At 67.5% G+C, this 26697-nt stretch carries 20 protein-coding genes and 3 tRNA genes; 13 read left to right on the top strand and 10 right to left on the bottom strand.

Going from position 1 to position 26697, the window contains the following annotated elements:
* Positions 1 to 21 precede the first annotated feature (21 nt).
* The 5 genes from TSH20_RS20520 (at position 22) to TSH20_RS20500 (ending at position 1745) form a co-directional block, all read left to right on the top strand.
* Positions 22 to 97 (top strand) — tRNA-Glu (locus TSH20_RS20520).
* Positions 98 to 166: 69 nt separating this feature from the next.
* A tRNA-Glu gene (locus TSH20_RS20515) sits at positions 167 to 242 on the top strand.
* 45 nt (positions 243 to 287) lie between these two features.
* A tRNA-Glu gene (locus tag TSH20_RS20510) sits at positions 288 to 363 on the top strand.
* A 138-nt stretch (positions 364 to 501) separates the two neighbouring features.
* On the top strand, positions 502 to 945 hold the full coding sequence (locus tag TSH20_RS20505; RefSeq protein WP_109076441.1) for a hypothetical protein: 444 nt from the start codon (positions 502 to 504) through the stop codon (positions 943 to 945).
* Positions 946 to 959: 14 nt separating this feature from the next.
* Positions 960 to 1745, top strand: a complete 786-nt coding sequence (locus TSH20_RS20500) for a DUF1828 domain-containing protein (RefSeq protein ID WP_109076440.1) — start codon at positions 960 to 962, stop codon at positions 1743 to 1745.
* A gap of 36 nt (positions 1746 to 1781) precedes the next feature.
* Here TSH20_RS20500 and TSH20_RS20495 read toward each other — a convergent pair whose 3' ends face one another.
* Complete coding sequence (locus tag TSH20_RS20495; protein WP_109076439.1) at positions 1782 to 2999, bottom strand: RNA methyltransferase; 1218 nt, start codon at positions 2997 to 2999, stop codon at positions 1782 to 1784.
* A 184-nt stretch (positions 3000 to 3183) separates the two neighbouring features.
* Between TSH20_RS20495 and TSH20_RS20490 the strand changes: the two genes are divergently transcribed.
* Complete coding sequence (locus tag TSH20_RS20490) at positions 3184 to 4008, top strand: SDR family oxidoreductase (protein WP_109076438.1); 825 nt, start codon at positions 3184 to 3186, stop codon at positions 4006 to 4008.
* Positions 4009 to 4253: 245 nt separating this feature from the next.
* Positions 4254 to 6317, top strand: coding sequence for a methyl-accepting chemotaxis protein (locus tag TSH20_RS20485; RefSeq protein ID WP_109076437.1), 2064 nt, complete (start codon positions 4254 to 4256; stop codon positions 6315 to 6317).
* Between the two features lie 183 nt (positions 6318 to 6500).
* On the opposite strand, the gene trxC is transcribed toward TSH20_RS20485, so the two are convergent.
* From trxC to TSH20_RS20440, 8 genes are all read right to left on the bottom strand, one after another.
* Positions 6501 to 7016 (bottom strand): thioredoxin TrxC, encoded by a 516-nt coding sequence (trxC, locus tag TSH20_RS20480; protein ID WP_109076436.1) that lies wholly within the window; start codon positions 7014 to 7016, stop codon positions 6501 to 6503.
* Between the two features lie 87 nt (positions 7017 to 7103).
* Complete coding sequence (locus TSH20_RS20475) at positions 7104 to 7358, bottom strand: hypothetical protein (protein ID WP_246457282.1); 255 nt, start codon at positions 7356 to 7358, stop codon at positions 7104 to 7106.
* A 244-nt stretch (positions 7359 to 7602) separates the two neighbouring features.
* Positions 7603 to 8100, bottom strand: a complete 498-nt coding sequence (locus TSH20_RS20470) for a periplasmic heavy metal sensor (protein WP_109076434.1) — start codon at positions 8098 to 8100, stop codon at positions 7603 to 7605.
* Positions 8097 to 8525 (bottom strand): hypothetical protein, encoded by a 429-nt coding sequence (locus TSH20_RS20465; protein ID WP_247871194.1) that lies wholly within the window; start codon positions 8523 to 8525, stop codon positions 8097 to 8099. The genes TSH20_RS20470 and TSH20_RS20465 overlap by 4 nt, the downstream gene beginning before the upstream one ends.
* Positions 8526 to 8539: 14 nt before the next feature.
* Positions 8540 to 9091: an RNA polymerase sigma factor gene (locus tag TSH20_RS20460; protein WP_109076432.1), complete on the bottom strand. Its 552-nt coding sequence runs from the start codon at positions 9089 to 9091 to the stop codon at positions 8540 to 8542.
* Between the two features lie 305 nt (positions 9092 to 9396).
* The gene (locus TSH20_RS20450) at positions 9397 to 12522 is read right to left on the bottom strand and encodes an efflux RND transporter permease subunit (protein ID WP_109076430.1); all 3126 of its coding nucleotides are present in this window, start codon (positions 12520 to 12522) and stop codon (positions 9397 to 9399) included.
* A gap of 6 nt (positions 12523 to 12528) precedes the next feature.
* On the bottom strand, positions 12529 to 15672 hold the full coding sequence (locus TSH20_RS20445) for a multidrug efflux RND transporter permease subunit (RefSeq protein ID WP_109076429.1): 3144 nt from the start codon (positions 15670 to 15672) through the stop codon (positions 12529 to 12531).
* Positions 15669 to 16892 (bottom strand): efflux RND transporter periplasmic adaptor subunit, encoded by a 1224-nt coding sequence (locus TSH20_RS20440; RefSeq protein ID WP_109076428.1) that lies wholly within the window; start codon positions 16890 to 16892, stop codon positions 15669 to 15671. Before TSH20_RS20440 ends, TSH20_RS20445 begins: the two co-directional genes overlap by 4 nt.
* A gap of 852 nt (positions 16893 to 17744) precedes the next feature.
* On the opposite strand from TSH20_RS20440, the gene TSH20_RS20435 reads away from it, so the two are divergent.
* The 4 genes from TSH20_RS20435 (at position 17745) to TSH20_RS35330 (ending at position 22081) form a co-directional block, all read left to right on the top strand.
* Positions 17745 to 18209: a hypothetical protein gene (locus TSH20_RS20435; protein ID WP_146205339.1), complete on the top strand. Its 465-nt coding sequence runs from the start codon at positions 17745 to 17747 to the stop codon at positions 18207 to 18209.
* A 355-nt stretch (positions 18210 to 18564) separates the two neighbouring features.
* Complete coding sequence (locus tag TSH20_RS20430) at positions 18565 to 20739, top strand: TonB-dependent siderophore receptor (protein WP_247871195.1); 2175 nt, start codon at positions 18565 to 18567, stop codon at positions 20737 to 20739.
* 47 nt (positions 20740 to 20786) lie between these two features.
* Entirely contained in the window at positions 20787 to 21920 is a 1134-nt protein-coding gene (locus TSH20_RS20425; RefSeq protein ID WP_109076425.1) for a PepSY-associated TM helix domain-containing protein, read from the top strand.
* Positions 21917 to 22081 carry a hypothetical protein gene (locus TSH20_RS35330; protein WP_199231901.1) on the top strand — a complete coding sequence of 55 codons (165 nt, stop codon included), beginning with the start codon at positions 21917 to 21919 and terminating at the stop codon, positions 22079 to 22081. The genes TSH20_RS20425 and TSH20_RS35330 overlap by 4 nt, the downstream gene beginning before the upstream one ends.
* 19 nt (positions 22082 to 22100) lie before the next feature.
* On the opposite strand, the gene TSH20_RS20420 is transcribed toward TSH20_RS35330, so the two are convergent.
* Positions 22101 to 23642: an FAD-binding oxidoreductase gene (locus TSH20_RS20420; protein ID WP_158282033.1), complete on the bottom strand. Its 1542-nt coding sequence runs from the start codon at positions 23640 to 23642 to the stop codon at positions 22101 to 22103.
* 169 nt (positions 23643 to 23811) lie between these two features.
* Between TSH20_RS20420 and TSH20_RS20415 the strand changes: the two genes are divergently transcribed.
* Both TSH20_RS20415 and TSH20_RS20410 read left to right on the top strand, forming a co-directional pair.
* Positions 23812 to 24498, top strand: a complete 687-nt coding sequence (locus TSH20_RS20415; RefSeq protein ID WP_109076423.1) for a response regulator transcription factor — start codon at positions 23812 to 23814, stop codon at positions 24496 to 24498.
* A gap of 5 nt (positions 24499 to 24503) precedes the next feature.
* Entirely contained in the window at positions 24504 to 26510 is a 2007-nt protein-coding gene (locus TSH20_RS20410) for an ATP-binding protein (RefSeq protein WP_109076422.1), read from the top strand.
* Positions 26511 to 26697: the final 187 nt, after the last annotated feature.

The raw sequence follows: 26697 nt of genomic DNA, 5'->3' as shown, positions 1-26697 counted from the left end.
AACCCCGCCCACGCCGATGACGTCCCCATCGTCTAGAGGCCTAGGACACCGCCCTCTCACGGCGGTAACAGGGGTTCGACTCCCCTTGGGGACGCCAACCTTCCAAGGTTGGGTCGCGCGGCCGGTGGCAGCCTCCACCGCCGCGAGTTGCGCATCGGGACCAGACGTCCCCTTCGTCTAGAGGCCTAGGACACCGCCCTCTCACGGCGGTAACAGGGGTTCGACTCCCCTAGGGGACGCCATCCACGCGCTGGATGCGTTATTGAGCGCGGGCTTGAAGGTACAACGTCCCCGTCGTCTAGAGGCCTAGGACACCGCCCTTTCACGGCGGCGACACGGGTTCGACTCCCGTCGGGGACGCCACTTCCATTAAATCCCTGCAGGCTCTCAGACGGTATTTTGCGCATAAATGCGCGATAAAACCGTCGCCCAAACATCATTTCTGATGTACCCCTTTCGGCATGCTCCGCTTCTGAACCGGTCTGCCGAAGCAGGTTTCCTATGGATCGCAGCGAATTCGAACGTCTTCGGGATATGCCTGGAAAGCGGATCATTGGGGATATTCACCTTGAACAACGGAGTGAGATTTCCGTTGCGTGGGAGGCGCGGGACATTCCGATTACCAATGCAGAAGGTGTGGAAGCGTTATTGAACGTGCAGCTGGTCGCTGAAACGGGGGCCAAAACGTTGAACGTGAAAATTCCCGGCATCGGCCCGATTTGCAGGTTGGAGGTCGATAGCCGCCCCCACAAACCGGCCGGCAGAAGCCACAAGCACTCTCTGCATCACCCGGACTGCCCGCGTCATAATTTGAAAAAGGACGTTGTGGACCGCAGCGACCTCGATGGTCGGTCTCTCAAAGAGGTGTTTGACGCCTTTTGCCGGATGGCCCACATAGTTCATGATGGCTCGTTGATCCTGCCACCCGACTTGGCTGGAATGTGAGGAGGGTCGGGACTATGCTGGAGTTGATCGAAGTAAAAGACCGCTTTAAATCCTGCCCGCTTGTCGAAGAAGTCGACCTGATTCCAAAGGGTCATGTCCGGATTTCGACAGCCTTCCGCTATCCGGACGGGTCGTCGGTGGATGTTTTCATCGCGAATCGGCAGGACATGCTGTCCAAAGAAATGCCGATGACACTGACTGACTTCGGCAACACTTTCCTATGGCTCGATCAGGTGGATATTCGGCCACTGCGTTCAGCTCGGCGTAGGCGCTTGACGTTTGATATTCTGGAAACCTACGGAATAGAGCATTCGAAGGGAGTGCTTTCCTGCAACGTCACACCGCAGGAGTTGGCGATGGGTGTGATCCGGTTGGGTCAAGCCTGCATTCGCGTGGCTGATCTGATCTTTACCCATAGAGTTGCGGTTCAGGGAAGCTTCCAGGAGGAAGTGGAGAGCATAATTGAAGATATTTCTTTGGATTATGAGCAGAATGCAAAAATAATTGGTCGCGGAAACACGCTTGTTCCTGTCGACTTTCTTGTTCGTTCCTCCGGATTGGAGACGGCGATCTTTACTCTTCCGGCGGAAAGCAGTCATGCAAGCGTCGCCAAGGCGCGTGCCGAGAATGTGTTTGCCCGCTGTTATGATCTGAGAGATTGGCAGGGGCAACGTGTTGCGGCGCTCGATGACCGGCGCCTGCTTTACCGTGACGAAGATATCGGGCGCATTCGCGAAGTCGCCACGATCGTTCCGATTTCCCAACCGGAAGCGATGCGTGATTTGCTGCTGGCTGCTTGAACGATCGACAAGGCGGGTTGCGCCACCGAGGCGCGTTTAGGACAAACCTATTCCCCCCAACACACCCGTCCGATACAGCGTCACCCTGATCCCCCCGTTCGACACCGACACGCCCCCCTCCTCGAACGGCAGTTCCGTCGCCTTCGCCAGGGCGGCTTCGTTGGTGATGATGCCCACGCGCCAGCCTGCAAAGCGCGCTTTCAGGGTCTGGCCCATGGCGTGGTAGAGCGGGATCAGGGACTTGCCCTCGCCGATGCGGGCGCCGTAGGGCGGGTTGACGATCACGAGGCCGGGCGGACCCTCGGGCGGGGTCAGGTCGCTGATGGCGTGGTGGGTGAACTCGGTCCAGGCGGAGACGCCGGCACGCTCGGCGTTGGCGCGGCTCATGGCGATGGCGCCGGCGTCGCGGTCGCTGCCGTGGAAACGGACGGTGGGCGTCGTGGGCGTGCCGCCGGTGCGCAGGCTCTGCCAGAGGGCGGGGTCGAAGTTGGCGAGCTGTTCGAAGGCGAAATGACGGGAGCGGCCGGGCTTTAGGCCGGCGGCGATCTCGGCGGCCTCGATGACGAAGGTGCCGGAGCCGCACATCGGGTCCACCACCGGCTCGCGGCCGTCATAGCCGCACTGGCGCAGGAACAGCGCGGCCAGGGTCTCGCGCATCGGCGCCTTGTTGACCGCTTCCTTGTGGCCGCGCTTGTGCAGCGACTCGCCGGAGCTGTCGACGCTGATGGTGCAGAGGTCGTCGTCGATGCGCGCCTTGATCTGGACGGCGCGGGTGTCCTCCGCCTCCGTATCCCCGGCGGCGTCCTTGCGGGCGGTCTTGCCGGTCGGTTTGGGGGCGGCCTTGACGATGGGGGCGCCGAGTTCCTCGGCGATGGCGCGCTCGATGCGCTGGGCGGCGGCGCCGGCATGGTAGATGCGCGAGGCCTTGCAGGACGCCTCGACCCGCACCGGAACGTCGGCGCGCAGGATCTCGGCCCAGGGAACCCGGCGGGCGCGCTTGTCCAGCTGCGCCAGATGCAGGGCGCGGAAGCTGGCGATGCGCGCCAGCACGCGGGTGGCGCCGCGCAGCTCCAGATTGGCCCGCCAGACCTCCGGCCATCCGCCGGTGACCGTCACCCCGCCCTTCACGGCTGTGGGGTTGGCGAAGCCGCGCTCGCGCGCCTCGGCACACAGCACGGATTCCAGGCCTGGGGCGGCCACCAGGAAAATCTCGAAGGGCTGCGCGGTGCCGGTCTTGTCTTGGTCGGTGTTCATCCCGCCTACATAGCCCGAAGGCCGGCCGTCTACGACAGGATTCTCGCAAATCCGGGAGGGGCGCGGCCGACCCGGCAATTGACGGCGGGCCGTCGCCCCTTATGATCGGATTGGAACACGAACAATCAAGCCGGCTTTCGATTCCGAACACAGGATTGGCCGGCCAGCAGGGAGAGCGCACGTCATGACCGCAACCGACACCGCAACCAACACCGCTACCGACATCGGCAACTGGCCCGCCGACCTGCTTGCCCGGGAGTTCCGGGACAAGCGGGTGCTGGTCACCGGCAGCAGCCGCGGCATCGGCGCCGCGGTGGCGGCGGCCTTCGCCCAGCTCGGCGCCCGCGTCGCCATCCATGGCCGCGACCGGGCGGCGGTGGACGCCGTGGCGGCCTCAATGGGGGCGGGCATGGGCAACGGCGTGGTCGGGCTGGCCGGCGACTTCGCCGACAAGGGGCAGACCCGTGCGGTGGTGGAGCAGGCGGTGGATCGGCTGGGCGGGCTGGACGTGCTGATCAACAATGCCGGCACCATGCTGGGCCGGGTGGCGTTGGCCGACATCGACGATGATTTCCTGCAGCAGCAGTTCGACCTGAACGCCGCCTCGGCGGTCGTCGCCAGCCGCGCCGCCCTGCCGGCGCTGATCGAGTCGAGGGGGGCCATCGTCAACACCGGCTCCATCTCCGGCCGCACCGGCGGCAGCGCCGGCTCGTCGCTCTACAGCGCCGCGAAGGCGTTCCAAGCCAGCCTCGCCCGCTCGCTGGCGACCGAGCTGGCGCCGCACGGCATCCGCGTCAACGCGGTGTCGCCCGGCACCATCGACACCGATTTCCACCAGCGCTACTCGACCGCGGACAAACTGTCGCAGACCGCGGCGCGCATCCCGCTGAAACGGCTGGGGACGGCGGAGGATTGCGTCGGCGCGTACCTGTTCCTCTCTTCCAACCGGCTGGCAGGCTATATCACCGGCCAGACGATCGAGGTGAATGGCGGTCAGTTCTATAACTAAAGGCCAGGCTTTCGCGAATGCGAAGGTCAAGCTTTGGCAAAATGCAAAGCGATCTCAATGATCTTGGCAGAATGCGAAGGGTAGGTGGCGCAGTCTATTGGAAAGGGGTCATTTCACAGGGCAGAAAAACACCGCGGCGTTAATGGTCCTTTGGCATTGTTCTTGTAGGCTACCTCGTTGATAACCGATCGCACGAAAGATCGGAGAGTTGCCAGCAGCCGGGTCAGAAGACGAGGTCCCCAATCATGAACGCCGCCCACCCAAGCCGGCAGACCGCCGCCCAACCGACCAAAGCCGGTCCCTTCGCCAATCTGCGCACGGCGACCAAGATCTACACCGGCTTCGGCGTGACGCTCGCGCTGCTGGTCGGCTTGGGGGCGGTGTCCTGGACGGGCTTGCGATCGAGCGACGACGCGCTCCGCCGCTATGCCGGGCAGTCGCATGTCGCCATGGCGGTGGCGGAGGCGGACACCAACATGGCCGACGCCCTGGGGGCGGCGGAGGAGTTCGTGTCCAGCGGCTCCGCCGCGGTGGCCGACCGCTTCCGCGTCGACGTGGACAAGTTCGCCAGGAAGCTGGACGCCGCCACCACGCGCATGACCAGCGCGACCGACCGCCAGGCGGCGCAGGAGATCGCCAGCCTGCAGAAGACGCTGACCGGCGGCTTCGACCAGCTGGTCGCCGCGCGGACGGAGCGCGACTCGATCGTCGCGTCGGTGGTGAACAAGCTGGGCGCCGACATCCGCCGCACGCTGAGCGAGACCGTCAAGGCGGAGAAGGATCTGGGCGATCTCGACCGCACGGTGCAGGCCGCCGATGTCAGCGAGCAGTACCTGCTGGTCCGCGTGCTGGTCGCCCGCTTCGTGGCGGAGACGCAGGCCGAGGATCTGGCGCGCATCCGCAAGGATCTGGCCGACGTGACCGCCAAGGCCACGGCGCTGCGCGACGGCATGGCGGACGGGCCGGTGAAGGCCAAGCTGTCCGATGCGGTCGCCAAGCTTCCGGCCTATGGCACCGGCATCGACCGCATCGCCAGCTTGAGCGACCAGCTGAAGTCGCTGAACAATGAGACGCTGGGCAAGGCCGGCAAGGAGATCGGCGACAAGATCGGCCTGATCCGCGACCATTCCGCCGATTTCCTGTCGCAGCTGGAGACCACCGCCGCCGCCGAGGTGAAGGCGGCCGAAGGGCGCGGCACAATGGTGACGGTCGCCGCCCTGCTGATCGGCCTGCTGCTGGCCTGGGCGATTTCGCGGGCGATCACCAAGCCGCTCGGCAACATCACGCGGGCGATGGGCCGTCTGGCCGAAGGCGACCTGAGCGTCGCCGTCACCGACGACGCGCGCCGGGACGAGATCGGCGCGCTGGCCCGTGCGCTCCAGGTCTTCAAGACCAACGCCTATGAGATGGAGCGGATGCGCAAGGCGCAGGAGGAGAGCGAGCGGCAGGCCGCCGCCCAGCGCCGCCAGACCATGATGCAGATGGCCGACACCTTCGAGAACGCGGTGAAGGGCATCGTCGACACGGTCGCCAACGCCGCCACCGGCATGCGCGACGCCGCGACCGAGCTGACCGCCACCGCGCAGGAGGCGACCGAGCGGTCGCTGCTGGTCGCCTCGGCCTCCGAACAGGCCTCGGCCAATGTGCAGACCGTCGCCACCGCGACGGAGGAACTGTCGGCTTCCATCTCCGAGATCGGCCAGCAGGTGGAGAACTCCACCCGCATCGCCACCCAGGCGGTGGCCGATGCCGACGGCGCCGACCGCACCATGCGCGATCTGGTCTCCGCCGCCGAGCAGATCGGCGCGGTGGTCGAACTGATCAGCGGCATCGCCGCCCAGACCAACCTGCTGGCGCTGAACGCCACCATCGAGGCGGCGCGGGCCGGTGAGGCCGGCAAGGGCTTCGCCGTGGTGGCGAGCGAGGTGAAGGCGCTGGCCAGCCAGACCGCGCGCGCGACCGACGAGATCCAGGCCAAGGTGCAGGAGATTCAGCAGACCACCGGCGGCGCCCAGAAGGCCATCGGCAGCATCGGCAAGACCATCGGCCACATGAGCGAGATCACCACCGCCATCGCCGCCGCCATTGAGGAACAGGCCGCCGCCACCCGCGAGATCGCCTCCAGCGTCACCCAGGCGGCGCAGGGCACCGAGGAGGTGTCGAGCAACATCGCCGGCGTCAGCACCGCCGTGCATGAGACCGGCGACGCCGCCGGCCGCGTCCGCGGCACCTCGCAGGAACTGGCGGTCGAGGCCGAACGCCTGCGCCGGGAGGTGGGGACCTTCATCGCGACGGTGCGGGCGGCGTAGGGGTGTTGCTATCCCCCTCTCCCCCCCGGGGAGAGGGTCGGGGTGAGGGGGATGCACCGCGTGGATTTGATAAAGGAGCCGGGGGTGCGCGATGCTTGAAGATCCTCGCCGCGCGCCCCCCTCACCCTAACCCTCTCCCCGCTTTCGGCGGACCAGAGGTCCGCCTGTCGCGTCAGCGCAAACTTAGTTTGCGCGTGAGCGGGGGGGAGAGGGGATTGTCTGCCGCACCCACGTCACCAGGGCCGGAAGCGGCATTGCGCCGGCGGTGCGGGCGATTTCGCGGCCGTGATGGACCAGGACCAGCGACGGGATGCTGCGGATGGCGAAGCGGGCGGCGAGGTCAGGTGAGGCCTCGGTGTCGATCTTGGCGAGGCGGACGTGGGGTTCCAGCTGGGCCGCGGCCTGGGCGAAGACGGGGGCCATCATGCGGCAGGGGCCGCACCACTCGGCCCAGAAGTCGATCAGCAGCGGCAGGTCGCTCTTCTCGGCATGCGCGGCGAAGCGGCGGGCGTCGAGCGCCACCGGCTTTCCTTCGAACAGGGCGTTGCCGCAGCGACCGCACTTGCCGCCGCCCAGACGGGCCGGAGGCACGCGGTTCAGCGTGTCGCAATGCGGACAGGCGATGTGCAGGCTGTCGGCGGCTGTGGAAGAACCGGGGCCTGTGGAAGACTGACCGGAAGCTTGGGCGGTGGGCGGCATGGCGGGGCTCCTTCCCCTGGCAGCTTGTCCACCGTCGATGTATGGGGCCGGAGCCGCCCGCTCAAGATCCCCTCAAGGCAGGCGGGCCTACTCCTGACGGCCCATTAGGCCTTCCAGCTTTGCGAAATCCACATATTGCGCCGGCCGGTCCTTCAACAGGTCCGGGGTCGCCTGGGCATTCTCCCGCGCGCATTCGGCGACGTAGCGGGCCAAGAGGTCGCGCATGACCTCGGCCAGAGGCGTCTGCCGCTGACGTGCGTAATTCTTGGCGACATCTTTGATTCGGCGGTCAACGCGCAAAGAGATCGTCGCCTTCTTTGGATGAAACGGATCTCCGATCATGACGATCCCCCACCAATCTTGCTGATCCACGTTATTTGGATATGCCGGATCGGTGGTGGATACAAGGATCCATGGGAAGGCGGGCGATAAAACTTGGGGATGATAACTTGTGAATTTGTGTGGATAAAATTTCCGCTGGTTTTCTTCTCCACAGAATCTGTGGATAGATGTGTGCGCAATCTCCGAACAGAATCATCCACACCCTTCCGGCTGGCCCATCCGGCCTGTGGATGAGTGGGTTTGCCTATTTTTTAGGCGAATGGGACAGCTTCTCCGGCCCTGGCCCGCCGACCAGCCGCAGCCTGCCGGCCGGCGACAGGTCGGGCAGGATGGACAGCACGGTTTCCTCGGTCAGTTCGCCGATCTGGCGGCGCTTGGCGCGGGCGGCGGAGGTCGCGGCGCGCAGGGAGTCGAAATCCACAGGCTCGGCCTGGAGCAGGGCGCGCACCCGCTGCCCGGCCTCGCGGTACTCCTGGGACAGCGCGTCGTAGCGCGGGCGCAACGGCTCGAAGGCGGCGCGCAGGACAACGGCGTCGGCGTCGGACAGGTCGGCCGCCACATGCTCGACGAAGCGGTCGGGCATCGGCCGGTAGGGCGGGGGCGGCGGGTTGCGGATCGTCGCCACCAGCATGGCGCCGAGAAACAGGTTCAGCGCCAGCGACGCCAGGGCCAGCGTGCGCAGGCTGATCCGCTGGCGCAGTCGGGTCAGGACGGACGGCTGGGGGGCGGCGAAACCGCTCATCGGGAGTCTCCGTCGAACAGGGTGACGACCTCGTCGCTCAGCAGGGCCAGTTCCTGGCTGCGCGGCGCGGTGGGGGCGGGGCTGGCAAGCTGTCCGGTCAGCCAGCCGAGCGCGAGCAGGGCGACGCAGAAGCCGGCCACCGTCCGCCGCGGCATCCGGCCGAGCAGAAGCATCACGATGCTGTCCTGCGGCATGCCGCGCGCCGCCTTGCCGACGGCGGCCAGCAGCCGGTCGACGCGGTCGTCCTCCACCGGCGGGGCGGGGGTGGCGAGCAGGCGGTCGAAGGACTGCGCGTCCTCCAGCGCCGTGCGCAGGGCGGGGAAGCGGGCGAGCGCGGCGTCGGCCGCGGCACGCAGCTCCGGCGGCCAGCGCTCCGGCGAGGCGCCGTAGTCGTCCAGGTGGCGGAGGAAGTCTTCGTCGGTCATGGCATCCTCCCTCCTCATGGGGCGTCGGCGGCGGTGAGCGCGGTCTTCAGCGCGGCGCGGGCGCGGGCCAGCAGCGAGGCGAAGGCGCTTTCGCTCATGGTCAGGACCTCGGCGGCCTGCCGCAGGCTGAGCCCCTCCTGGTGGAACAGCACGACGGCGGCGCGCTGGCGGTCGGGCAAGGCGGCCAGCGCCCGGTTGACCCGCTCGGCGGTCTGGCGCTCGGCGATGCGGGTCAGCGCGTCGGGGGACTCGTCGGGCGGATCGCCGGCGTCCTCCAGCGGCGACCAACCGGGACGGCGGCCGCGGTCGATGGCGAGGTTCATGACGATGCGGTAGAGCCATGTGGTGAAAGCGGCGCGCGCCCCATCCCAGCGGCCGGCATGCTGCCAGACCCGCAGGAAGGCCTCCTGCGCGATCTCGTCGGCGTCGGACGGGTTGCCGGTCATCCGCTGGGCCAGCGCCACGGCGCGGCGCATGTGGCGGGCGGCCAGCCGGTCGAAGGCGGCGGCGTCGCCACCGGCCACGCGCCCCATCAACCCGTCGTCGCTGTCGGTGTCGTCGGCCACCGGGGCTCCGCTCATGCCGTGGGCGAGAACTATGCCCAACAGTGCAAGTGGGTTCCAGCGTGGCGATTTCTCCCTCTCCCCCCCGGGGAGAGGGTCGGGGTGAGGGGGATGCACATGCCGGATTTTCGGGAAAGGGCCGCCGTGCGCCCCCCTCACCCTAACCCTCTCCCCGCTTTCGGCGGATCTTCGATCCGCCTGTCGCGTCAGCGCAAACGAAGTTTGCGCGTGAGCGGGGGGGAGAGGGGATCTCGCGGGGGTGATGGAAATCCTGAGGATTACGGAAAGCCTGCCCATCCGCCGCCCTCCTATTCCGCCGGAGCGGCGATGGCGTGCCGGCTGCTGCGCCGCAGGGCCAGACGCTCCAGGGTCAGATAGACCACCGGCGTGGTGTAGAGCGTCAGCATCTGGCTGACCAGCAGGCCGCCGATGATGGCGATGCCGAGCGGGCGGCGGATCTCGCCGCCGGTGCCGAAGTCGAAGGCGAGCGGAACCGCGCCGAGCAGCGCCGCCATCGTCGTCATCATGATCGGGCGGAAGCGGACCAGCCCGGCCTCGCGGATCGCCTCCAAGGGCGACAGGCCGCGTTCCCGCTCCGCCTCCAGGGCGAAGTCGATCATCATGATGGCGTTCTTCTTGACGATGCCGATCAGCAGGATGATGCCGATCAAGGCCACGATCGACAGGTCGTAACCGGTCAGGATCAGCGCGATCAGCGCCCCCAGCCCGGCCGACGGCAGGGTCGACAGGATGGTCAGCGGGTGGATCAGGCTTTCGTAGAGCACCCCCAGCACGATGTAGATGGTGATCAGCGCCGCCAGGATCAGCAGCGGCTGGCTGGAGGAGGATTGCTGGAAGGCGCGCGCGTCGCCCTGGAAGCCGGCGCGGATGCTGGCGGGCATGCCGATGTCCTCCGCCGCGCGCTGGATCAGCTCGGTCGCCTGGGACAGCGAGACGCCGGGGGCGAGGTCGAAGGTCAGGTTGGCGACCGGGAATCCGCTCTGGTGCTGGATGCTGGCGGCCTGGTTGCCGATGACGACGCGCGACACCGCCGACAGGGGCACCATGCCGCTGCGGCCCGTCACAAAGATGCGCTTCAGGTCGTCGGGGCCGAGCGCTTCGGCGGGATCGACCTCCAGCACCACCTTGTGCTGGTTCTGCGCCAGATACATGGTCGAGACCTGCCGCTGGCCGAAGGCGTCGTAGAGCGTCGCCTCCAGGCTGCTGAGCGACACGCCGAGGCGGGTGGCGGCGTCGCGGTCGACGATGACGTTGGCCTGGATGCCGCCGTTCTGGCGGTCGTTGGCGACGTCGACCAGCTCCGGCAGGGTGCGCATCTTCTCCACCAGCTTGGGCGCCCATTCGTTGAGCGCGCCGATGTCGGCGTCCTGCAGGCTGTAGCGGTACTGGCTGCGGCCCTGGAAGCCGCCGACGCGGATGTCCTGCACCGGCATCAGGTAGAGCTGCACCCCCGGCACCCGGCCGGCGCGCTGGCGCAGCCGCTGGGTGACGGTGGGCAGGTCGTCGCGCTCCGCCTTCGGTTTCAGGGCGATGTAGATCTGGCCGGAATAGGTGCCGCCGGGACCGCCGCCGCCGATGGTGCCGCCGACGCTGGCAACTGCCGGGTCGCCGGAAACGGCCTCCTGCAACGCGCGCTGGCGCGTCACCATGGCGCGGAAGGAGATGTCGGGCGGCGGGTCGCTGAAGCCGATCAGCAGCCCGGTGTCCTGCTGCGGCACGAAGCCCTTCGGCACCTGCCCGTAGAGCCAGACGCTGACGCCGATGATGGCGGCGGTGGCCACCAGCATGGTGCGGCGGTGGGCCAGCACCCAGTCGAGGCCGCCGGCATAGAGGCCGAACAGTCGGTCGCCGATCCAGCCGAGCGCGCGGGCGAGGCGTCCGGGGGGCCTGCGCTCCGCCTCCGGGGCCAGCAGATGGGCGCACATCATCGGGGTCAGGGTCAGCGACACCACCGCCGAGACGGCGATGGCGACCGACAGCACCACGGCGAACTCGCGGAACAGCCGGCCCTGGATGCCGCCCATGAACAGGATGGGGATGAAGACGGCGACCAGCGACAGGCTGATGGAGATCACGGTGAAGGCGACCTGACGCGCGCCCTTCACCGCCGCTTCGAACGGCTTGGCGCCCTTTTCGATGTGGCGGACGATGTTCTCGATAACGACGATGGCGTCGTCCACCACGAAGCCGACCGAGATGGTCAGCGCCATCAGCGAGAAATTGTCCAGGCTGTAGCCGACGATCCACATCACGCCGAAGGTGCCGGCCAGCGACAGCGGCACCGAGGCCGCCGGGATCACCGTCGCCCACAGCCGGCGCAGGAACAACGCCATCACCATCACCACCAGCGCCACCGTGACCGCCAGCGTCTTCTGCACGTCGTCGATGGAGGCGCGGATGGTCGGCGTGCGGTCGGTGCGCACCGACAGGCTGACCCCCGGCGGCATCCAGCTGCGCAGCGTCGACAGCTCCGCCCGGATGCGGTCCACCGTCTCCACGACGTTGGAACCGGGCTGCTTCTGGATGTTGATGAGCACGGCGCGCTGGCCGTCCTGCCAGGCGGCGGTGCGGCTGTTCTCCGGCGCCTCGATCACCTCGGCGACGTCGCCGAGCCGGATGGTGGCGCCGTTCTTCTCGGTCACGATCAGCCGGCGGTAGGCGTCGGCGCCGAACAGCTGGTCGCTGGCGCCGATCGACCAGGTTTCATGGGTGCCGTCGAAGCTCCCCTTCGGGCCGTTGGCGTTGGCCTGGGAGATGACGCTGCGGATCGATTCCAGGCTGACGCCCATGTTGGCGGCTGCGGCGGCGTTGACGCGCACGCGCACCGCCGTCTTCTCCGCCCCGTTGATGGAGACCTGGGCCACCCCCTCGATCTGGCTCAGGCGCTGGCCGATGATGCTGTCGGCGAGATTGTAGAGCTCCGCCGGGGCCAGCGTGGTGGAGGTCATGGCCAGCGTCATCACCGGCGCGTCGGCCGGGTTGATGCGCCGCATCTTGGGCGGGCTGGGCAGGTCGGCCGGCAGGTCGCCGCCGGCGGCGTTGATGGCGGCCTGCACGTCGCGCGAGGCCGATTCCACGTCGCGGTTCAGCTCGAACTGCACGACGACGGTGGTGCTGCCGAGCTTGCTGTTGGAGGTCATCTCCGACACCCCGGCGATGCGGGCGAGCCGGCGTTCCAGCGGCGTGGCGACGGAGGCGGCCATGGTCTCCGGGCTGGCGCCGGGCAGGGCGGCGGTGACGATGATGGTGGGGAATTCCACCTGCGGCAGCGGCGCCACCGGCAGGAAGCGGTAGGCCACCATGCCGAGGATCATCAGCCCGACCATCAGCAGCGACGTGCCGACCGGCCGCCGGATGAACAGGGCGGAAAGCGAGGCGGCGGACGCCAGCGGGTTGATGTTGAGGGAGGCCATGGTCGGCTACTCCGCCGCCGCCCGGCCGGGAGCCTGATCGTTGCCGGGCTCGGCCGCCGGCTTGCGCCGCCATGGCCGCAGCCAGCGGCCCAGCCGGTTGCCCAGCCGGTCCATGTAGAGATAGACCACCGGCGTGGTGTAGAGCGTCAACACCTGACTGAGCAGCAGGCCGCCGACGATGGCGATGCCCATCGGCTTGCGCAGTTCCGACCCGGTGCCGTTCTCCAGCGCCAGGGGCAGGGCGCCGAGCAGCGCCGCCATGGTCGTCATCATGATCGGGCGGAAGCGCAGGAGCGACGCCTCGTAGATCGAGCGTTCCGGCGCCATGCCCTGGTGACGTTCGGCCTCCAGCGCGAAGTCGATCATCATGATCGCGTTCTTCTTGACGATGCCGATCAGCAGCACGATGCCGACCAGCGCGATCAGCGACAGGTCATGGCCGGTCGCCATCAGGGCCAGCAGCGCGCCGATGCCGGCCGACGGCAGGGTCGACAGGATGGTGATGGGGTGGATCGTGCTCTCGTACAGCACGCCCAGCACGATGTAGACCGCGACCACCGCCGCCAGGATCAGCCAGGGCTGGGTGTCGAGCGAGGAACGGAATTCGGCGGCGGTGCCGGCGAAGCGGGCGGTCGCGGTGTCGGGCATGCCGATGCTGTCGCGCGCCTGCTGGATCGCCGCCACCGCCGCGCCCAGCGAGACGCCGTGCGCCACGTTGAAGGACAGGGTGACGGAGGGGAACTGGCCCTGGTGGGTGATGACCAGGGGAGCGGTCTTGCGCTCCACCGACACCACGGCATTCAGCGGAACGACGGTGCCGCCGCTGGCCTTCACATAGATCTTGGACAAGGACGCCGGGTCCATCTGGAAGGACGGTTCGACCTCCAGGATGACGCGGTACTGGTTGGTCTGGGTGTAGATGGTCGAGACCTGACGCTGGCCGAAGGCGTCGTACAGCGTGTCGTCGATGGCCTGGGGCAGCACATGCAGCCGGCTGGCGGCGTCGCGGTCGATGGTGAGATAGACCTGCAGGCCGTCCGGCTGCTGGTCGCTCGCCACGTCGGTCAGCTCGGGCCGGGCGCGCAAGGCCTCCAGCAGGCGCGGGGTCCAGCTTTCCAGTTCGCGCGGGTCGGCGTCCTGAAGGACATACTGGTACTGGGTGCGGCTGACGCGGCTGTCGATCTGCACGTCCTGCACCGCCTGCATGAACAGCGACACGCCTTTCAGGTCGCCGGTGGCGGCGCGCAGGCGGGCGATGATCTCCTCCGCCGAGGCGCTGCGCTGGTCGCGCGGTTTCAGGGCGATGGTCAGGTTGCCGGTGTTGGTGGTGGCGTTCACCGTGCCGGTGCCGACGAAGCTCGCCACCCCGGCCACATCGGGATCGCGCCGCACGATGTCGGCGACCTCGCGCTGGCGCTCCGCCATCGCCTTGACCGAGATGGACGGGGCGGCGTCGGTCACGCCGATGATGACGCCGGTGTCCTGCTGCGGCAGGAAGCCCTTGGGCACCACGTCGTAGAGGTAGAGGGTGGCGGCCAGAGTCGCGATGGTGACCAGCAGCGTCGCCGGCTGGTGGCGCAGCACGAAGCGGAGCGAGGCGGCATAGCCGTTCAGCAGCGCGTCGAAGCCGCGCTCGGTCCAGCGGAACAGGCCGTTGGGCTTGGTTTCCGTTTCCGCTTTCAGCAGGCGGGCGCACATCATCGGCGTCAGCGTCAGCGAGATCACCGCCGACACCAGCACGGCGATGGACAGCGTGATGGCGAACTCGCGGAACAGCCGGCCGACGACGCCCCCCATGAACAGCAGCGGGATGAACACGGCGATCAGCGACAGGGTCAGCGAGACGACGGTGAAGCCGATCTGGCGGGCACCCTTGAGGGCCGCCGGCAACGGCTTCTCGCCCTGCTCGATGTAGCGGACGATGTTCTCGATCATCACGATGGCGTCGTCGACGACGAAGCCGGACGCGATGGTCAGCGCCATCAGCGACAGGTTGTCCAGGCTGAAGCCGCACAGCGCCATGATGCCGAAGGTGCCGATCAGCGACAGCGGCAATGCTGCGGCCGGGATCACCGTCGCCCACGCCTTGCGCAGGAACAGGAAGATCACCAGCACCACCAGCCCGGCGGTTAGCACCAGCGTCTTCTGCACGTCCACCACCGAGGCGCGGATGGTCTCCGTCCGGTCGGTCAGCACCGCCATGTGGATCTGCGGCGGCAGGCTGGACTGCAGCGACGGCAGCAGCTTGTGGATGCGGTCCACCGTGTCGATGATGTTGGCGCCGGGCTGGCGCAGCACGTTCAGCAGAACCGCCGGCTTGCCGTCATGCCACGCCGCGAGCCGGGTGTTCTCCACCGAATCGACCACGGTGCCGATGTCGGTCAGCCGCACCGGGCCGCCGTTCTTGTAGGTGACGATGATCGGGCGGTAGGCGGCGGCATTCTCGATCTGGTCGTTGACGCCGATCGACCAGGACTGGCGCGGGCCGTCGAAGCTGCCCTTCGGCGCGTTGACGTTGGCCTGGGTGATGGTGGTCCGCACATCCTCCAGCGTCAGGCCGAGACCGGCGACGGCGGCAGGGTTGACCTGAACGCGCACGGCAGGACGCAGGCCGCCCTCAATCCCGACATAGCCGACGCCGTCGACCTGGGACAGCTTCTGCGCCAGCAGCGTGTCGGCGGCGTCGCTGACGGTCTCCAGGCGGAGGCTGTCCGAACTCAGCGCCAGCACCATGACCGGCGTGTCGGCGGGATTGACCTTGTCGTAGACCGGCGGGTTGGGCAGGCCCTTGGGCAGCGTGCCCGACGCGGCGCTGATCGCCGACTGCACGTCCTGCGAGGCGGCGTCGATGTCGCGGGTCAGGTCGAATTGCAGGGTGATGACCGACAGCCCGAAGGAACTGGTCGACACCATGGAGGAAATGCCGGCGATCTGGCCGAGCTGGCGTTCCAGCGGGGCGGTGACGGACGACGCCATCACCTCGGGTGCTGCGCCCGGCAGCTGGGTGGTGACGCGCACCGTCGGGAAATCGACCGTCGGCAGCGAGGAGATCGGCAGCGCGCTGTAGCCCAGCAGGCCCAGCAGCACCACCGCCAGCATCAGCAGCCCGGTGGCGACCGGCCGCAGGATGAAGGGGGCGGAGATGTTCATGAGGGCTGCCGTCCCTCACGCTGCTGCCGGTCGTGCCGCCGTTCCTCCTGCGGCGCCGGGGTGGTGCCCGGGGCCGAGGCGATGGGTTCGACGATGCGGATCTTGGAGCCGGGCTGCAGACGGTACTGGCCGTCGACCACCACGCGCTCGCCGGGGGTCAGGCCTTCGTCGATGATGGCCTTGGTTTCCTCCTGGCGGGCGACCTTGATCGGGCGCTGTTCCACCGTCTGGTCGTCCTTGATGACGTAGGCGTAGGTGCCCTGGGGGCCGCGCTGCACCACGGTCGCCGGCACGGTGGTGGCGCCGCGGCGGATGGTGGAGAGCAGGCGGACATTGACGAACTGGCCGGGCCACAGCTTTTGCGGATCATTCGGCATCTGCGCCTTCAGGCGGATGGTGCCGGTGCCGCTGTCGATCAGGTTGTCCACCACCGCCAGCGCACCGGTGTCGAGAACGCGGCGGCCTTCCCGGTCCTGCGCCTCGACCGTCACCGCCCCTTGCGCCTGGGCGGCGAGCACGGCCTGCAGCTGCTTCTCCGGCAGGGTGAAGAGGACGGCGATGGGCTGGATTTGCGTGATGGTGGCGATGCCGCTCTGGTCGCTGGCCCGCACCACGTTGCCCTGGTCGACATTGCGCAGACCGATGCGGCCGCTGATCGGGGCGGTGATGGTGGTGTAGTTCAACTGGACCCGCACCGCCTCGATCGCCGCCTCGTCGGCGCGGATCTGCGCCTCGTACTGGGCGACCAGGGCGCGCTGGGTGTCGACGGTCTGGCGGGAGGCGAATTCCTTCAGGTTCATGTTGCGCTCGAGGTCGCGGCGGGCATTGGCCAACTGCGCCTCGTCCTGCGCCTTCTTCGCCTCGGCCTGGGCGAGCTGGGCCTGGAGCGGGCGGGAATCGATGGTCGCCAGCAGGTCGCCGGCCTTGACCAACTGCCCTTCCTGCAGGGAGACGCGCTGAAGCTCGCCATCGACGCGGGCGCGCACGGTGACGCTGTTGAAGGCCTGGACCGTGCCGATGCCGTCGAACCAGATCGGCACATCCTCCCGCGCCACGGTACCGGCCTGCACTGCCACCACGTTGCTGCGCGCGCCGGCCGGGGGGCGGCCCGGCTGTGTCGCTGCCTGGGGGGCCAGCTTTTGCTGAACCGCGTAGCCGACGCCACCGACCAGACCGGCGAGAATCACACCGGTGACCACCGGCTTCCAACGAATCGTCATGACCTGTTCCGACGCTTGCCCCGGCGCTTGACCGGACGGCGTTTTCGGCCGCCCCGGTCTTGCTGTTCCTCCCTGATACGCAGCGGCGGGAGGGATTCGTCGGAGGGCGGCGAAGATTTTTTCGGCGGAACGGAATTGACCCAAGTCGGAGGGAACCCATAATCGGGATGTGTCGAGGTAAGCGCCGAAAGGCTGCGCTCGCTGCCCGTCCAGGAGGGGCCGTTTGGCACCGCCAGTCACTTAGACGGGGATGTAGGCGAAGCGCCGACACACCAACCAAAGCCGCCTCCGGGCGGCTTTCGGCTTTTTAGGGTTGACGGTAGGCCGTATCCAGCCAAGCCGGACGGCACTTGGCCATGTCCACCACCGAGATTTTGAACTGGCCAGCGGCCTCGGCTGCGGCAAGAAGCCGTCGGCAAGCCTCGCTATTCAGACATCCGTTGATGCACACAAATCACGGAGATTTCCGAGCATTGGCCCAAGTGGTACAACCGTATTCTCGAAAACTTCTTGAGATAACCAAAGCGATTTCTTTTATAGTTTTTTTTGAGTTGCTTGAATACAAACGGCATTGGGCGATTGTATCATGAGAGGAGAGCGAATTGGGCCTAGGCTTGGAGAGTTTTGTGGCTGAACCCCGCCGGTCCCGACCAAATGGCGCGTACGGATGAGGAATTGGCCCAGAGCCACAGAGTGGAAACGTAATACTCGCATAAGGGGAGAAACAGATGATTTGTCATTTAAATTCGGTTGTTATCGGGGTCATGATCCTCTGATGGTGGTGCGTCGTCCATTCCGATCGGCGGTTCGATCGGCGGTTTGTCGCTCCGCCGCACTCCGATGGAGGACATCATGGACAAGGATTGTATCCCGACGCTCATCAAACATGGCAATTCACCTACCGAGTTGGCAAAGGCACAAGCCGAGGCAAGAAAGCATCTTCCCGGTTTTCCGACGAACGGTTGTGCCGCCAACCTGAGCGCGCTGCTGCAAGGCGCTGGCATTGCCGTTCCGATGACGCTGGGAGCAGGGCATCTTGCAACAATTATCAAGGAACGCGGTTGGGAGCGTATCGCCGTCGGGCAGCAGCAGGCGGGCGACATTGGCGTAACCTACGACCTGGATCCAACCCCTCCGGGGGCGGACCACATTTATCTTGTCGTCGGCGTCTCTAAAATCGGCGCTGACGAGATGAGGATCGCCGACAATCAGGCGAAGACCGTGCACACGCGCCACGCCAGCGGTCAAGAGAAGACGCCGACCGAGTATTTCCTGCGCGCACCCGGCTACACACCGCCGCCCATTCTGATCAGCTGACGGGGTTTTGACAGGGCTTCCTCCGGACCTTTGCACACCCGGCTTGCCCTTGCCAGGTGGCGCAAAGGTCCGAGCGCAACTCGATCAATGAAAAGTCTTCAGTCGCTGGGCAGCTGCTCGGCGGACACCTTAGCCTCCCCGCGCATGTAGGACTGTTGGCGTGAACGCCGGATAGCACGCCTGTTTTCCGATTGGTGGGAGAATCCGCAAGCGATACGACAACAGCCCCGGCCGGGGAAAGGAGTTGAATGCGATTGTCGCGCCACATACGCGAATAGGCGTTGAATTTGAGAATGAGTTGCATTATGAGGGCTCTCAACTGCGAATGATTCTTATTCGTGCTGGGGGCAAGCAAGTGAAGAAACGGGTTGAGGGCGGCCGGGTGTCGCGTGGGGCGGCGTTCGGCGCCATGGTGCTGGGCGGTCTGATGGTGCCGGCGGTGGCGGGGGCGCAAAGCGCGGGCGGACAGAGCGCCGACAATGGCGCCGCGCTGCAGATGCCGGCGGTGACGGTGACCGGGCAGGGGGAAACGGCGCTGTCGCCGGTGACCGGCTATGTCGCCAACCAGCAGGCGACCGGCACCAAGACCGACACGCCGCTGATCGAGACGCCGCAGTCGATCTCGGTCATTCCGGCCGACCAGATCCGCGACCAGAACGCCCAGACGCTGAATCAGGTGGTGCGCTACACCGCCGGCGTGACGGCGGAGACGCGCGGCGCGGTGGCGACCCGCTATGACCAGCTCAAGGTCCGCGGCTTCGACGCCGACACCTATCTGAACGGGCTGAAGCTGCAGTCGCTCTACTACGCGGCGTCGCAGGTCGACCCCTATCTGCTGGAGCGGGCGGAGGTGCTGAAGGGCCCGACCTCCGTGCTGTACGGGCAGTCGCCGGCCGGCGGCCTGATCAATCAGGTTTCCAAGCGTCCGACCGCCACCGCGCTGAACGAGGTCGGGATCGAATACGGCACCGACAATCATTGGCGCGGCACCGCCGACTTCTCCGGCCCGATCGACAAGGACGGCAAGTTCCTCTACCGCCTGACCGCCGTCGGCCTCAGCGAGGACGGCCAGATCCGGATGACGGAGAACGAGCGCATCGCCGTCGCCCCGTCCTTCACCTGGAAGCCGGATGCCGAGACCAGCCTGACCCTGCTGGGCTTCTATCAGCACGATCCGAAGGGCAATTCCTATGGCGGCATCCCGCCGCAGGGCACGGTGCTGTCGAATCCGCTGGGCAGGATCCCGGTCGATTTCTATGACGGCGATCCGAATTTCGAGAAGTTCGACCGCCGTCAGGCCTCGGTCGGCTATGCCTTCGACAAGAAGCTGAGCGACGTCTGGACCGTGCGGCTGAACGGGCGCTGGCTGAACGCCAAGGTCGCCTACGACAGCCTGTACGCCAACGGCCTCGCGCCCGACTACCGCACCCTCTATCGCGGCATCGCCACCTCGCGGGAGGAGATGAACAGCTACACCTTCGACAACCAGATCGAAGGGCGCTTCTCCACCGGTCCGATCGGCCACACACTGCTGGCCGGCGTCGATTACCAGCGGCTCGACGGCCATTACACCGCCGGCTTCGGGCTGGCGCCGTCGATCGACGTGTTCAACCCGGTCTATGGCGTCGCCGTCACCCCGCCGGCGGTCAACCGCACCGACATCGACGGGCGCCAGACCGGCATCTATCTGCAGGACCAGATGCGGCTCGGCGGCTTCATCCTGACGGTGGCCGGACGCCGCGACTGGGCAAAGACCACCTCCAACACGGCCTTCGGCAGCAGCACCCAGTCCGATCAGGCCTGGACCGGCCGCGCCGGCCTGACCTATGTCTTCGAGAACGGCATCGCGCCTTACATCAGCTACGCCGAGTCCTTCACGCCCAGCAGCGGCGTCGATTTCGCAGGCACGCCCTTCAAGCCGGAGGAGGGAACCCAGTACGAGGTCGGCGTGAAGTACCAGCCGCCGGGCATGAACAGCCTGTTCACCGCGGCCCTTTTCGACCTGACCCGCAGCAACCTGACGACCAGCGATCCCGCCCACCCCGGCTTCTCCGTCCAGAGCGGCGAGGCGCGGTCGCGCGGCATCGAGCTGGAGGCCAAGGTCGGCGTGACCAAGGACCTCGAGCTGATCGGCACCTACACCTACCTCGACACCAAATACACCAAGGACAATGACGGACTGGAGGGCAAGCGTCTGGCCGCGGTGCCGCGCCATCAGGCGTCGGCCTGGGCCATGTACCACATGCCGGAAGGCACCCCGCTGACCGGGCTCGGCGTCGGCGCCGGCGTGCGCTTCACCGGCAGCACCATGAACACGGCGAATACCTTCAAGGTGCCGTCCTTCACGCTGGTGGACGCCACCGTGTCCTACGACCTGGGCGCCCTGTCGCCGAAGCTGCAGGGGGCGGAGGTCACCGTCAACGGCAAGAACCTGTTCAACAAGGAATATGTCGCCTCCTGCTATTACGGCGAGTGGTGCGCCTATGGCTATCAGCGGACGGTGACCGCCGGTCTGCGCTACCGCTGGTAAGTGTCCGTGCCGATCCTTCCCCTTCCCCATTGGCAAAGGAAGCCGTCATGACGCCTGCGAGCCTGCGGGGCTGGCGCCTCGTCCACCGCTGGACCAGCCTGATCTGTTCGGCGAACCTGCTGATCCTCTGCGTGACCGGGCTGATCCTGGTGTTCCACCACGAGATCCAGCATCTGATGGGGGAGGAGCTGGACAGCAGCTACACGGAGGGGCAGGCCCGCCTGCCGCTCCAGTCGCTGGTTGACATCGCGCAGAAGGCCGATCCGGCGCTGGCGCCCAAGCTGCTGTCCTTCGATGCGGAGGACAAGGCGGTCAACTACATCTATCTGGGACCGCCGGAGGAGAGTGGGTTCGAGTTGGGGCGCTGGGTGGTGCTGAACGGCTTCACCGGCGCCAACCAGATGCTGAAGCAGCCGGAGGAGACGCTGGTCGGCTTCCTGTTGAAGCTGCATGTCGACCTGTTCACCGGCTTCGCCGGGCAGATGTTCGTCGGGGTGATGGGGCTGCTGTTCGTGGTCAGCACGGTCAGCGGACTGGTCGTCTACGGCCCCTTCATGAAGAAGCTGGCCTTCGGCATCCTGCGCTTCGGGCGGGGGACGCGCATCGGCAACATCGACCTGCACAATCTGTTCGGCGTGGCGACCCTGGTCTGGGCCTTCGTCGTCGGGCTGACCGGCGCCATCCTGTCCTTTTCGCCGCTGATCACCGGCTATTGGCAGAAGACCGAGCTGGCGGCGATGACCGCCCGCCATCCGGAGCCGATGACCGGAAGCATGGTGTCGATCGACCGGGTGGCCGAAGCCGGGCTGGCGGCCTTTCCCGGCAAGGATCTGGCCTTCATCGCCTATCCCGGCAACGAATATGCCGGCAGCCGCCATTTCAGCGTGCTGGTGCGCGGCCACACCGAACTGACGCAGCGGCTGCTCAGTGTCGCTCTCGTCGATGCCGAGACCGGCGTGGTGGCGGAAACGGCGGGCACGCCCTGGTACATGACGGTGCTGATGCTGTCGGGGCCGTTCCATTTCGGCGATTACGGCGGGCTGCCGCTGCAGATCGTCTGGGCGCTGTTCACCATCGTCACCGGCGTGGTGACGGTGACCGGCTTCATCGTCTGGCTGAAACGGCCGCGGGCGCGGGCGGTGCCGGCTGCACCCGGCGCCAAGCTGGGGAGCAAGGCATGACCGGCGTCTGGCGCATTCCGACCGCGCTGGCCGTGCTCTCCGTCATCGGGCTGGCCGCCGCCATCCTGGGCGACGGGGTGTGGGACTGGCTGTGCTGGGCGACCCTGTCGGTGCCGCTGGCCGTCTGCGCGGCCAAGCTGTGGCGGCAGTGGCCCTCCTGACCGGCCGGCTCTCCGCCTGCTAGCCGATGCCGTTGCGGCCCGGCGACAGAACGCCGGCCGGGTCGCCCACCGCGCGCAGCTCCGTCAGCAAGGTGGCGGCGGGTGATCGGCGCAGGACCTCGGGCACCGGCAGGCCGTTCGCCAGCCGGTAGGGCGCGAAGCCCCGTTCCAGCGCCGTTCCGATCAGATCCCGGTACGCGGCGAGGGCGGCCTCATCAGCCCCCGGCATCATCCGGTCGAATCCCAGCGTGAAATAGGTCAGCAGGCAGCGGAAGCCGTTGGACTCGATCCCGACATTGAGGTCGATCCCGGCCTGTTCCAGCCGGCCGCGCGCCCAGGTCAGGTAATCGGCCAGCGCCTGGAACTCGAAGGGGAAGGCGAGGCAGAGCCAGATCAGGCCGCAGCCGTCGCGGTCGGGATCGGCTGTTGCGAGGTCGGGGTGCCGATCCTTGCGCCAATAGACCGTTCGCAGGTTGCGGCCGCCCGGCACGCCCAGCCAATCCTCGTATCCCTCGATCCAGGCGCCGTCCCGCCGGGCGACGTCCAGTTCCACCGCTTGGGACACCGCGGCGAAGCGCCGGGACAGGCGGTCGGCGCGGGCCTCCAGCACCTCCGGCGCCTCCGCGCGGATCAGGGCGGAGGCGTGCCACTCGTTCAAGGCCGCCGGGGCGAGCCGGTCGGTCGGGACGGAAGCGCGGACATCGTCCAGCGCCAGCCATTTGATGCCGTTCCACAGGGTCAGCGACCGGTCGGGCAGGGATTGCTCGCGTTGGCAGTCGCGCCACAGTTCCAGGAAGGCGGGCAGGGCATCGAGGCCGCCGATGTCCACCGACAGGATGGCGAGGTCGCTGGGCATCGCCTCCAGCCGGATGACGGCGCTTGTCACCACCCCTAGGTTCGACTGGCTGAACAGCCCGTCGATCAGCGGCCCGGCCGGCGCCGGGTCCAGCCCGACCGTCCGCTCCGCCCCGAGCGGCCCGCAGCCGGTCCGCAGCCGCCGGCCGTCCGGCAGGGCGACCTCCAGTTCGCACAGCGAGGTCCAGCGCTCGCCCATGCTGCCGTCGCCGCGGTCAAGCGCGTTGGCAAGGGCGCTGGCCTCCGCCGGGCCGCCGATGACGGGGACGAAGAAGCGGTCGGTCCGCTCCGCCAGGAAGGCGGCCAGCGCCTGGAAGGTCACTCCGGCCTCGACCCGCACCAGCCCGCGCTCGCCATCGAAGCCGGAGATGCGGTCGAGCCGCCGGAGATCGAGCACCACCGCCCCGTCCCGCGTCGGCGCCCGCGACCCCAGCCCCCAGTTGGCGCCGCGGCTGACCGGATGGACCGGCAGGCGGTGCCGGGTGGCGACGGCGAGGCAGGCGGCGGTCTGGTCGGCATCGCCCGGACTGACGACGGCCGAGACCCGGACATCCGGCGCGAAGGTGCGCCGGCCCCAATCCAGGCGCTCGGCCTCCGCGGTTCGGACATGCTCCGGCCCGACGATGCGGCGCCAGTCCTCCAGCGCGTCTGCGGGCGGTTCGCTGTCGGAACGCGAAGCGGCAAGGGGGCAGGGCGGCGTGGGCATTTTGGGGCGGTCCCGATGCGGTCGTCGTGGCGGCGGTGCGGTGCATGGTGGCAGACTGCATACCGGGGAAGGCATCCCGTTTTCATGGTATGGCGATTTGCAGCCGTGGCCCGCTATGATGAATTCCGAATAGAAGATTCGATCCGACAGTCCGCATGGGGTCGTCACAGTGGATCAGGCACGATCGGCCGCCGGAACCGGCGGCGTCATCTCCGTGGTCCTCGTGGAGGACGACGCGCCGACCCGTGATTTCCTGGCCGCATCGCTGGCCGCGGGCGAGGGGATCCGTCTGCAGGCTTCGGTCGGAACGCTGGCGGACGCGCGCGCGGCGCTGGAGCGCAGCCGTCCGCGCGTGCTGGTGACCGACCTGAAGCTGCCCGACGGCCATGGCAGCGATCTGATCCGCGAGGTGCGGCAACGCATGCCGGAAACGGAGATCATGGTGATCTCCGTGCTGGGCGACGAGCCGTCGGTGATGCAGGCGGTGCGGGCCGGCGCCTCCGGCTACATCCTGAAGGACGCGCGGCCGATCGACCTGATCGCGGCGGTCCACGACCTGACCAACGGCCGGTCGCCGATTTCCGCCTCCATCGCCCGCCACATCATCCGGCAGACCCAGTCCGCGTCGCCCGCCCTGGCGGAGGAGGCGCCGCCCGCCCTGACCCCGCGCGAGATGGACATCCTGTGGGGCATCGCCAAGGGCTTCACCTACAACGACATCGCGGCCCGGCTGGGCATCAGCCGGCAGACGGTCCCCAGCCACATCAAGAACATCTACCGCAAGCTTGAGGTTAATTCCCGAAGCGAAGCGGTCTACACTGCGGTGGAGCGGAGAATCATCAAGCTGTCGGACTGACGCACTTGAGCCAACACATCGCCGGGTTGCCGGCGTCCGGTCCGTCCCTGCCGCGGCGCCTGCGGGCTTGGTTGAGAGGCCGCGGCCCGCTGCTGCTTCTGTATTACGGGTTGGCCGCGATTTTCGGTCTCGGGCTGGTGACGGCGACCCCGGAGATGCCGGACGGCGGATTGGCCGTCGCCGAGGCGACCTTCGCCCCGGTGGCCATGGACCAGGCCATGGAAACTCCGCCGCCCGAGACGATGCCGCCGGGGGCCGCCGCCGTTCCGCTGCCTTACCGCTGCAAGGCGGTTCCCGATCCGGTCGGCTGTTCCGGCCTGTTCCGCCTGACTTTCCATTACGATCCCGCCGGCGAGGGCCGCGACGAGGGCCGCTGGTCGATCTACGTGCCGATCCTGTCCGGGCACGCGACGCTGTGGCTGAACGGGGCGCTGCTGGTCGACAGCGTGACCATCCAGTCCGACGTGGTCGTCAACCAGTCGCTGCCGCTGATCCAGCCGATCCCCCGGCCGCTGTTGAGGGATGGCGAGAATCGGATCGACATCCGCATCGCGGCCTGGAGTCAGTCCGGTGGCTTTCTCGACACGGTGGTGGTCGGCCCGGATCGTCTGCTTCGCCCCGCCTACAGCCAGCGAGAATGGATGATGGTCACGCTGCCGCGCCTGCTGGTGGCGTGGCAGGCGGCCTTGTGCCTGTCGCTGCTGATCGTGTGGGCCGGCCATCGCGACGAGCCGATCCATCTGGTGATGAGCCTGATCCTGGGCTTGGGCGTGCTCCAGGGCCTGCCGATGTTCGGCACCGAGCCGAACGGCCTGGAGCGGCTGTATCGTGTCCTCAATTTCGCCGGCCAGTGGCAGGGGGCGCTGCTGCCCTTCGTGATGTCGCGTCTGGTCGGGCGCGAACTGGCGGTTCCGCTGCGCTGGCTGCTGGTGATCCCGGCGGTGGTCGCCGGCGCGTTCCTGCTCGCGGCAGTCGACCCGCCAACGCTGCAGCCGTGGTTCGCGTGGCTGTGGCTCGTCCTTGTGATCCCCTGGGCGGTGGCGATGCTGGGCTGGTCGGGCTGGATCGTGCTGTCGGCGGCGATCCGGCGGAACCATGCCGCCGCCCAGCTCGTGCTTGGCGGCCTGATCGTCATCGTGATGATGGCCGGCCACGACATCCTGGCGGTGACCGGCGTACTGGACCTGCGGGTGCCGTCGATGACCCGCTACATGGCGCCGCTGCTGATGACGGTGATCAGCGCGACGCTGATGTGGCGGTTCGCCAAGGCGCTGGGCGAGGTCAGCCGGTTCAACGACATCCTGCGGCGCGAGGTGGCGACGGCGGAGGCCGAGCTGCGGGCCAGTTTCGCCCGCGAACAGGCGCAGACCCGCGCCGTCGCGCTGGAAAGCGAACGGCTGCGCCTGACCCGCGATCTGCATGACGGGCTGGCCGGGCAGCTGGTGTCGATCGTCGCCCAGTGCGAGCTGCCGCAGCATGATTACCGCCGCATTTCTGCGGCGGCCCGGCAGGCGCTGGACGATCTGCGGCTGGTCGTGGCGTCGCTGGACGATGTCGGCAACGACCTGGGCATGATGCTGGCGCAGTTCCACGAGCGCATCGGTCCCCAGCTTCAGGCCCAGGGGATGGAACTCGACTGGCAGATGGCGCCGTTGCCCGACATCGAGGGACTCAGGTCGGAACATGCCCTGACGCTGTTCCGAATCCTGCAGGAGGCCGTGACCAACGCGGTGCGCCATTCCGGCTGCCGCCGGGTCAGCATCGTCATGGCGCCGGCGCCGGACGGTGCCGCCACGGGTGTGACGGACGACAAGGGACGGTTCGCGGTCCGCATCGTCGTCGGGGACGAAGGCCGCGGCATTCCGGACGGAATCGCCGCCGCAAGGCCCGGCAAGGGGCTGAACAACATGCGCCAGCGCGCGGCGTCGCTGGGCGCCGACCTGACCCTGGTCACCGGTCCGGAGGGAACCCGGATCGTCATCGATCTGCCATTCCGTCTGCCGGGCTTTTAAAGCATCCGATAGAGCAGGCAGCTGTCAGGCGCCACCATAACTTGCGAAAATCCCGGTTTCTCCAGCTCTCCCATAAACATGGGATTACCTAGAACGGTTAGTCCTCATACAAAAGATTTGGCGCAAACCTTGCGCAAATCCCGGCGGCGGTGAAAGCCGGGGCGAATGACTTCCGATCATCCAATAA

This window comes from Azospirillum sp. TSH20 (assembly GCF_003115935.1).
Classification (GTDB): Bacteria; Pseudomonadota; Alphaproteobacteria; order Azospirillales; family Azospirillaceae; genus Azospirillum.
This window is presented reverse-complemented; position numbering and strand designations above follow the sequence as displayed.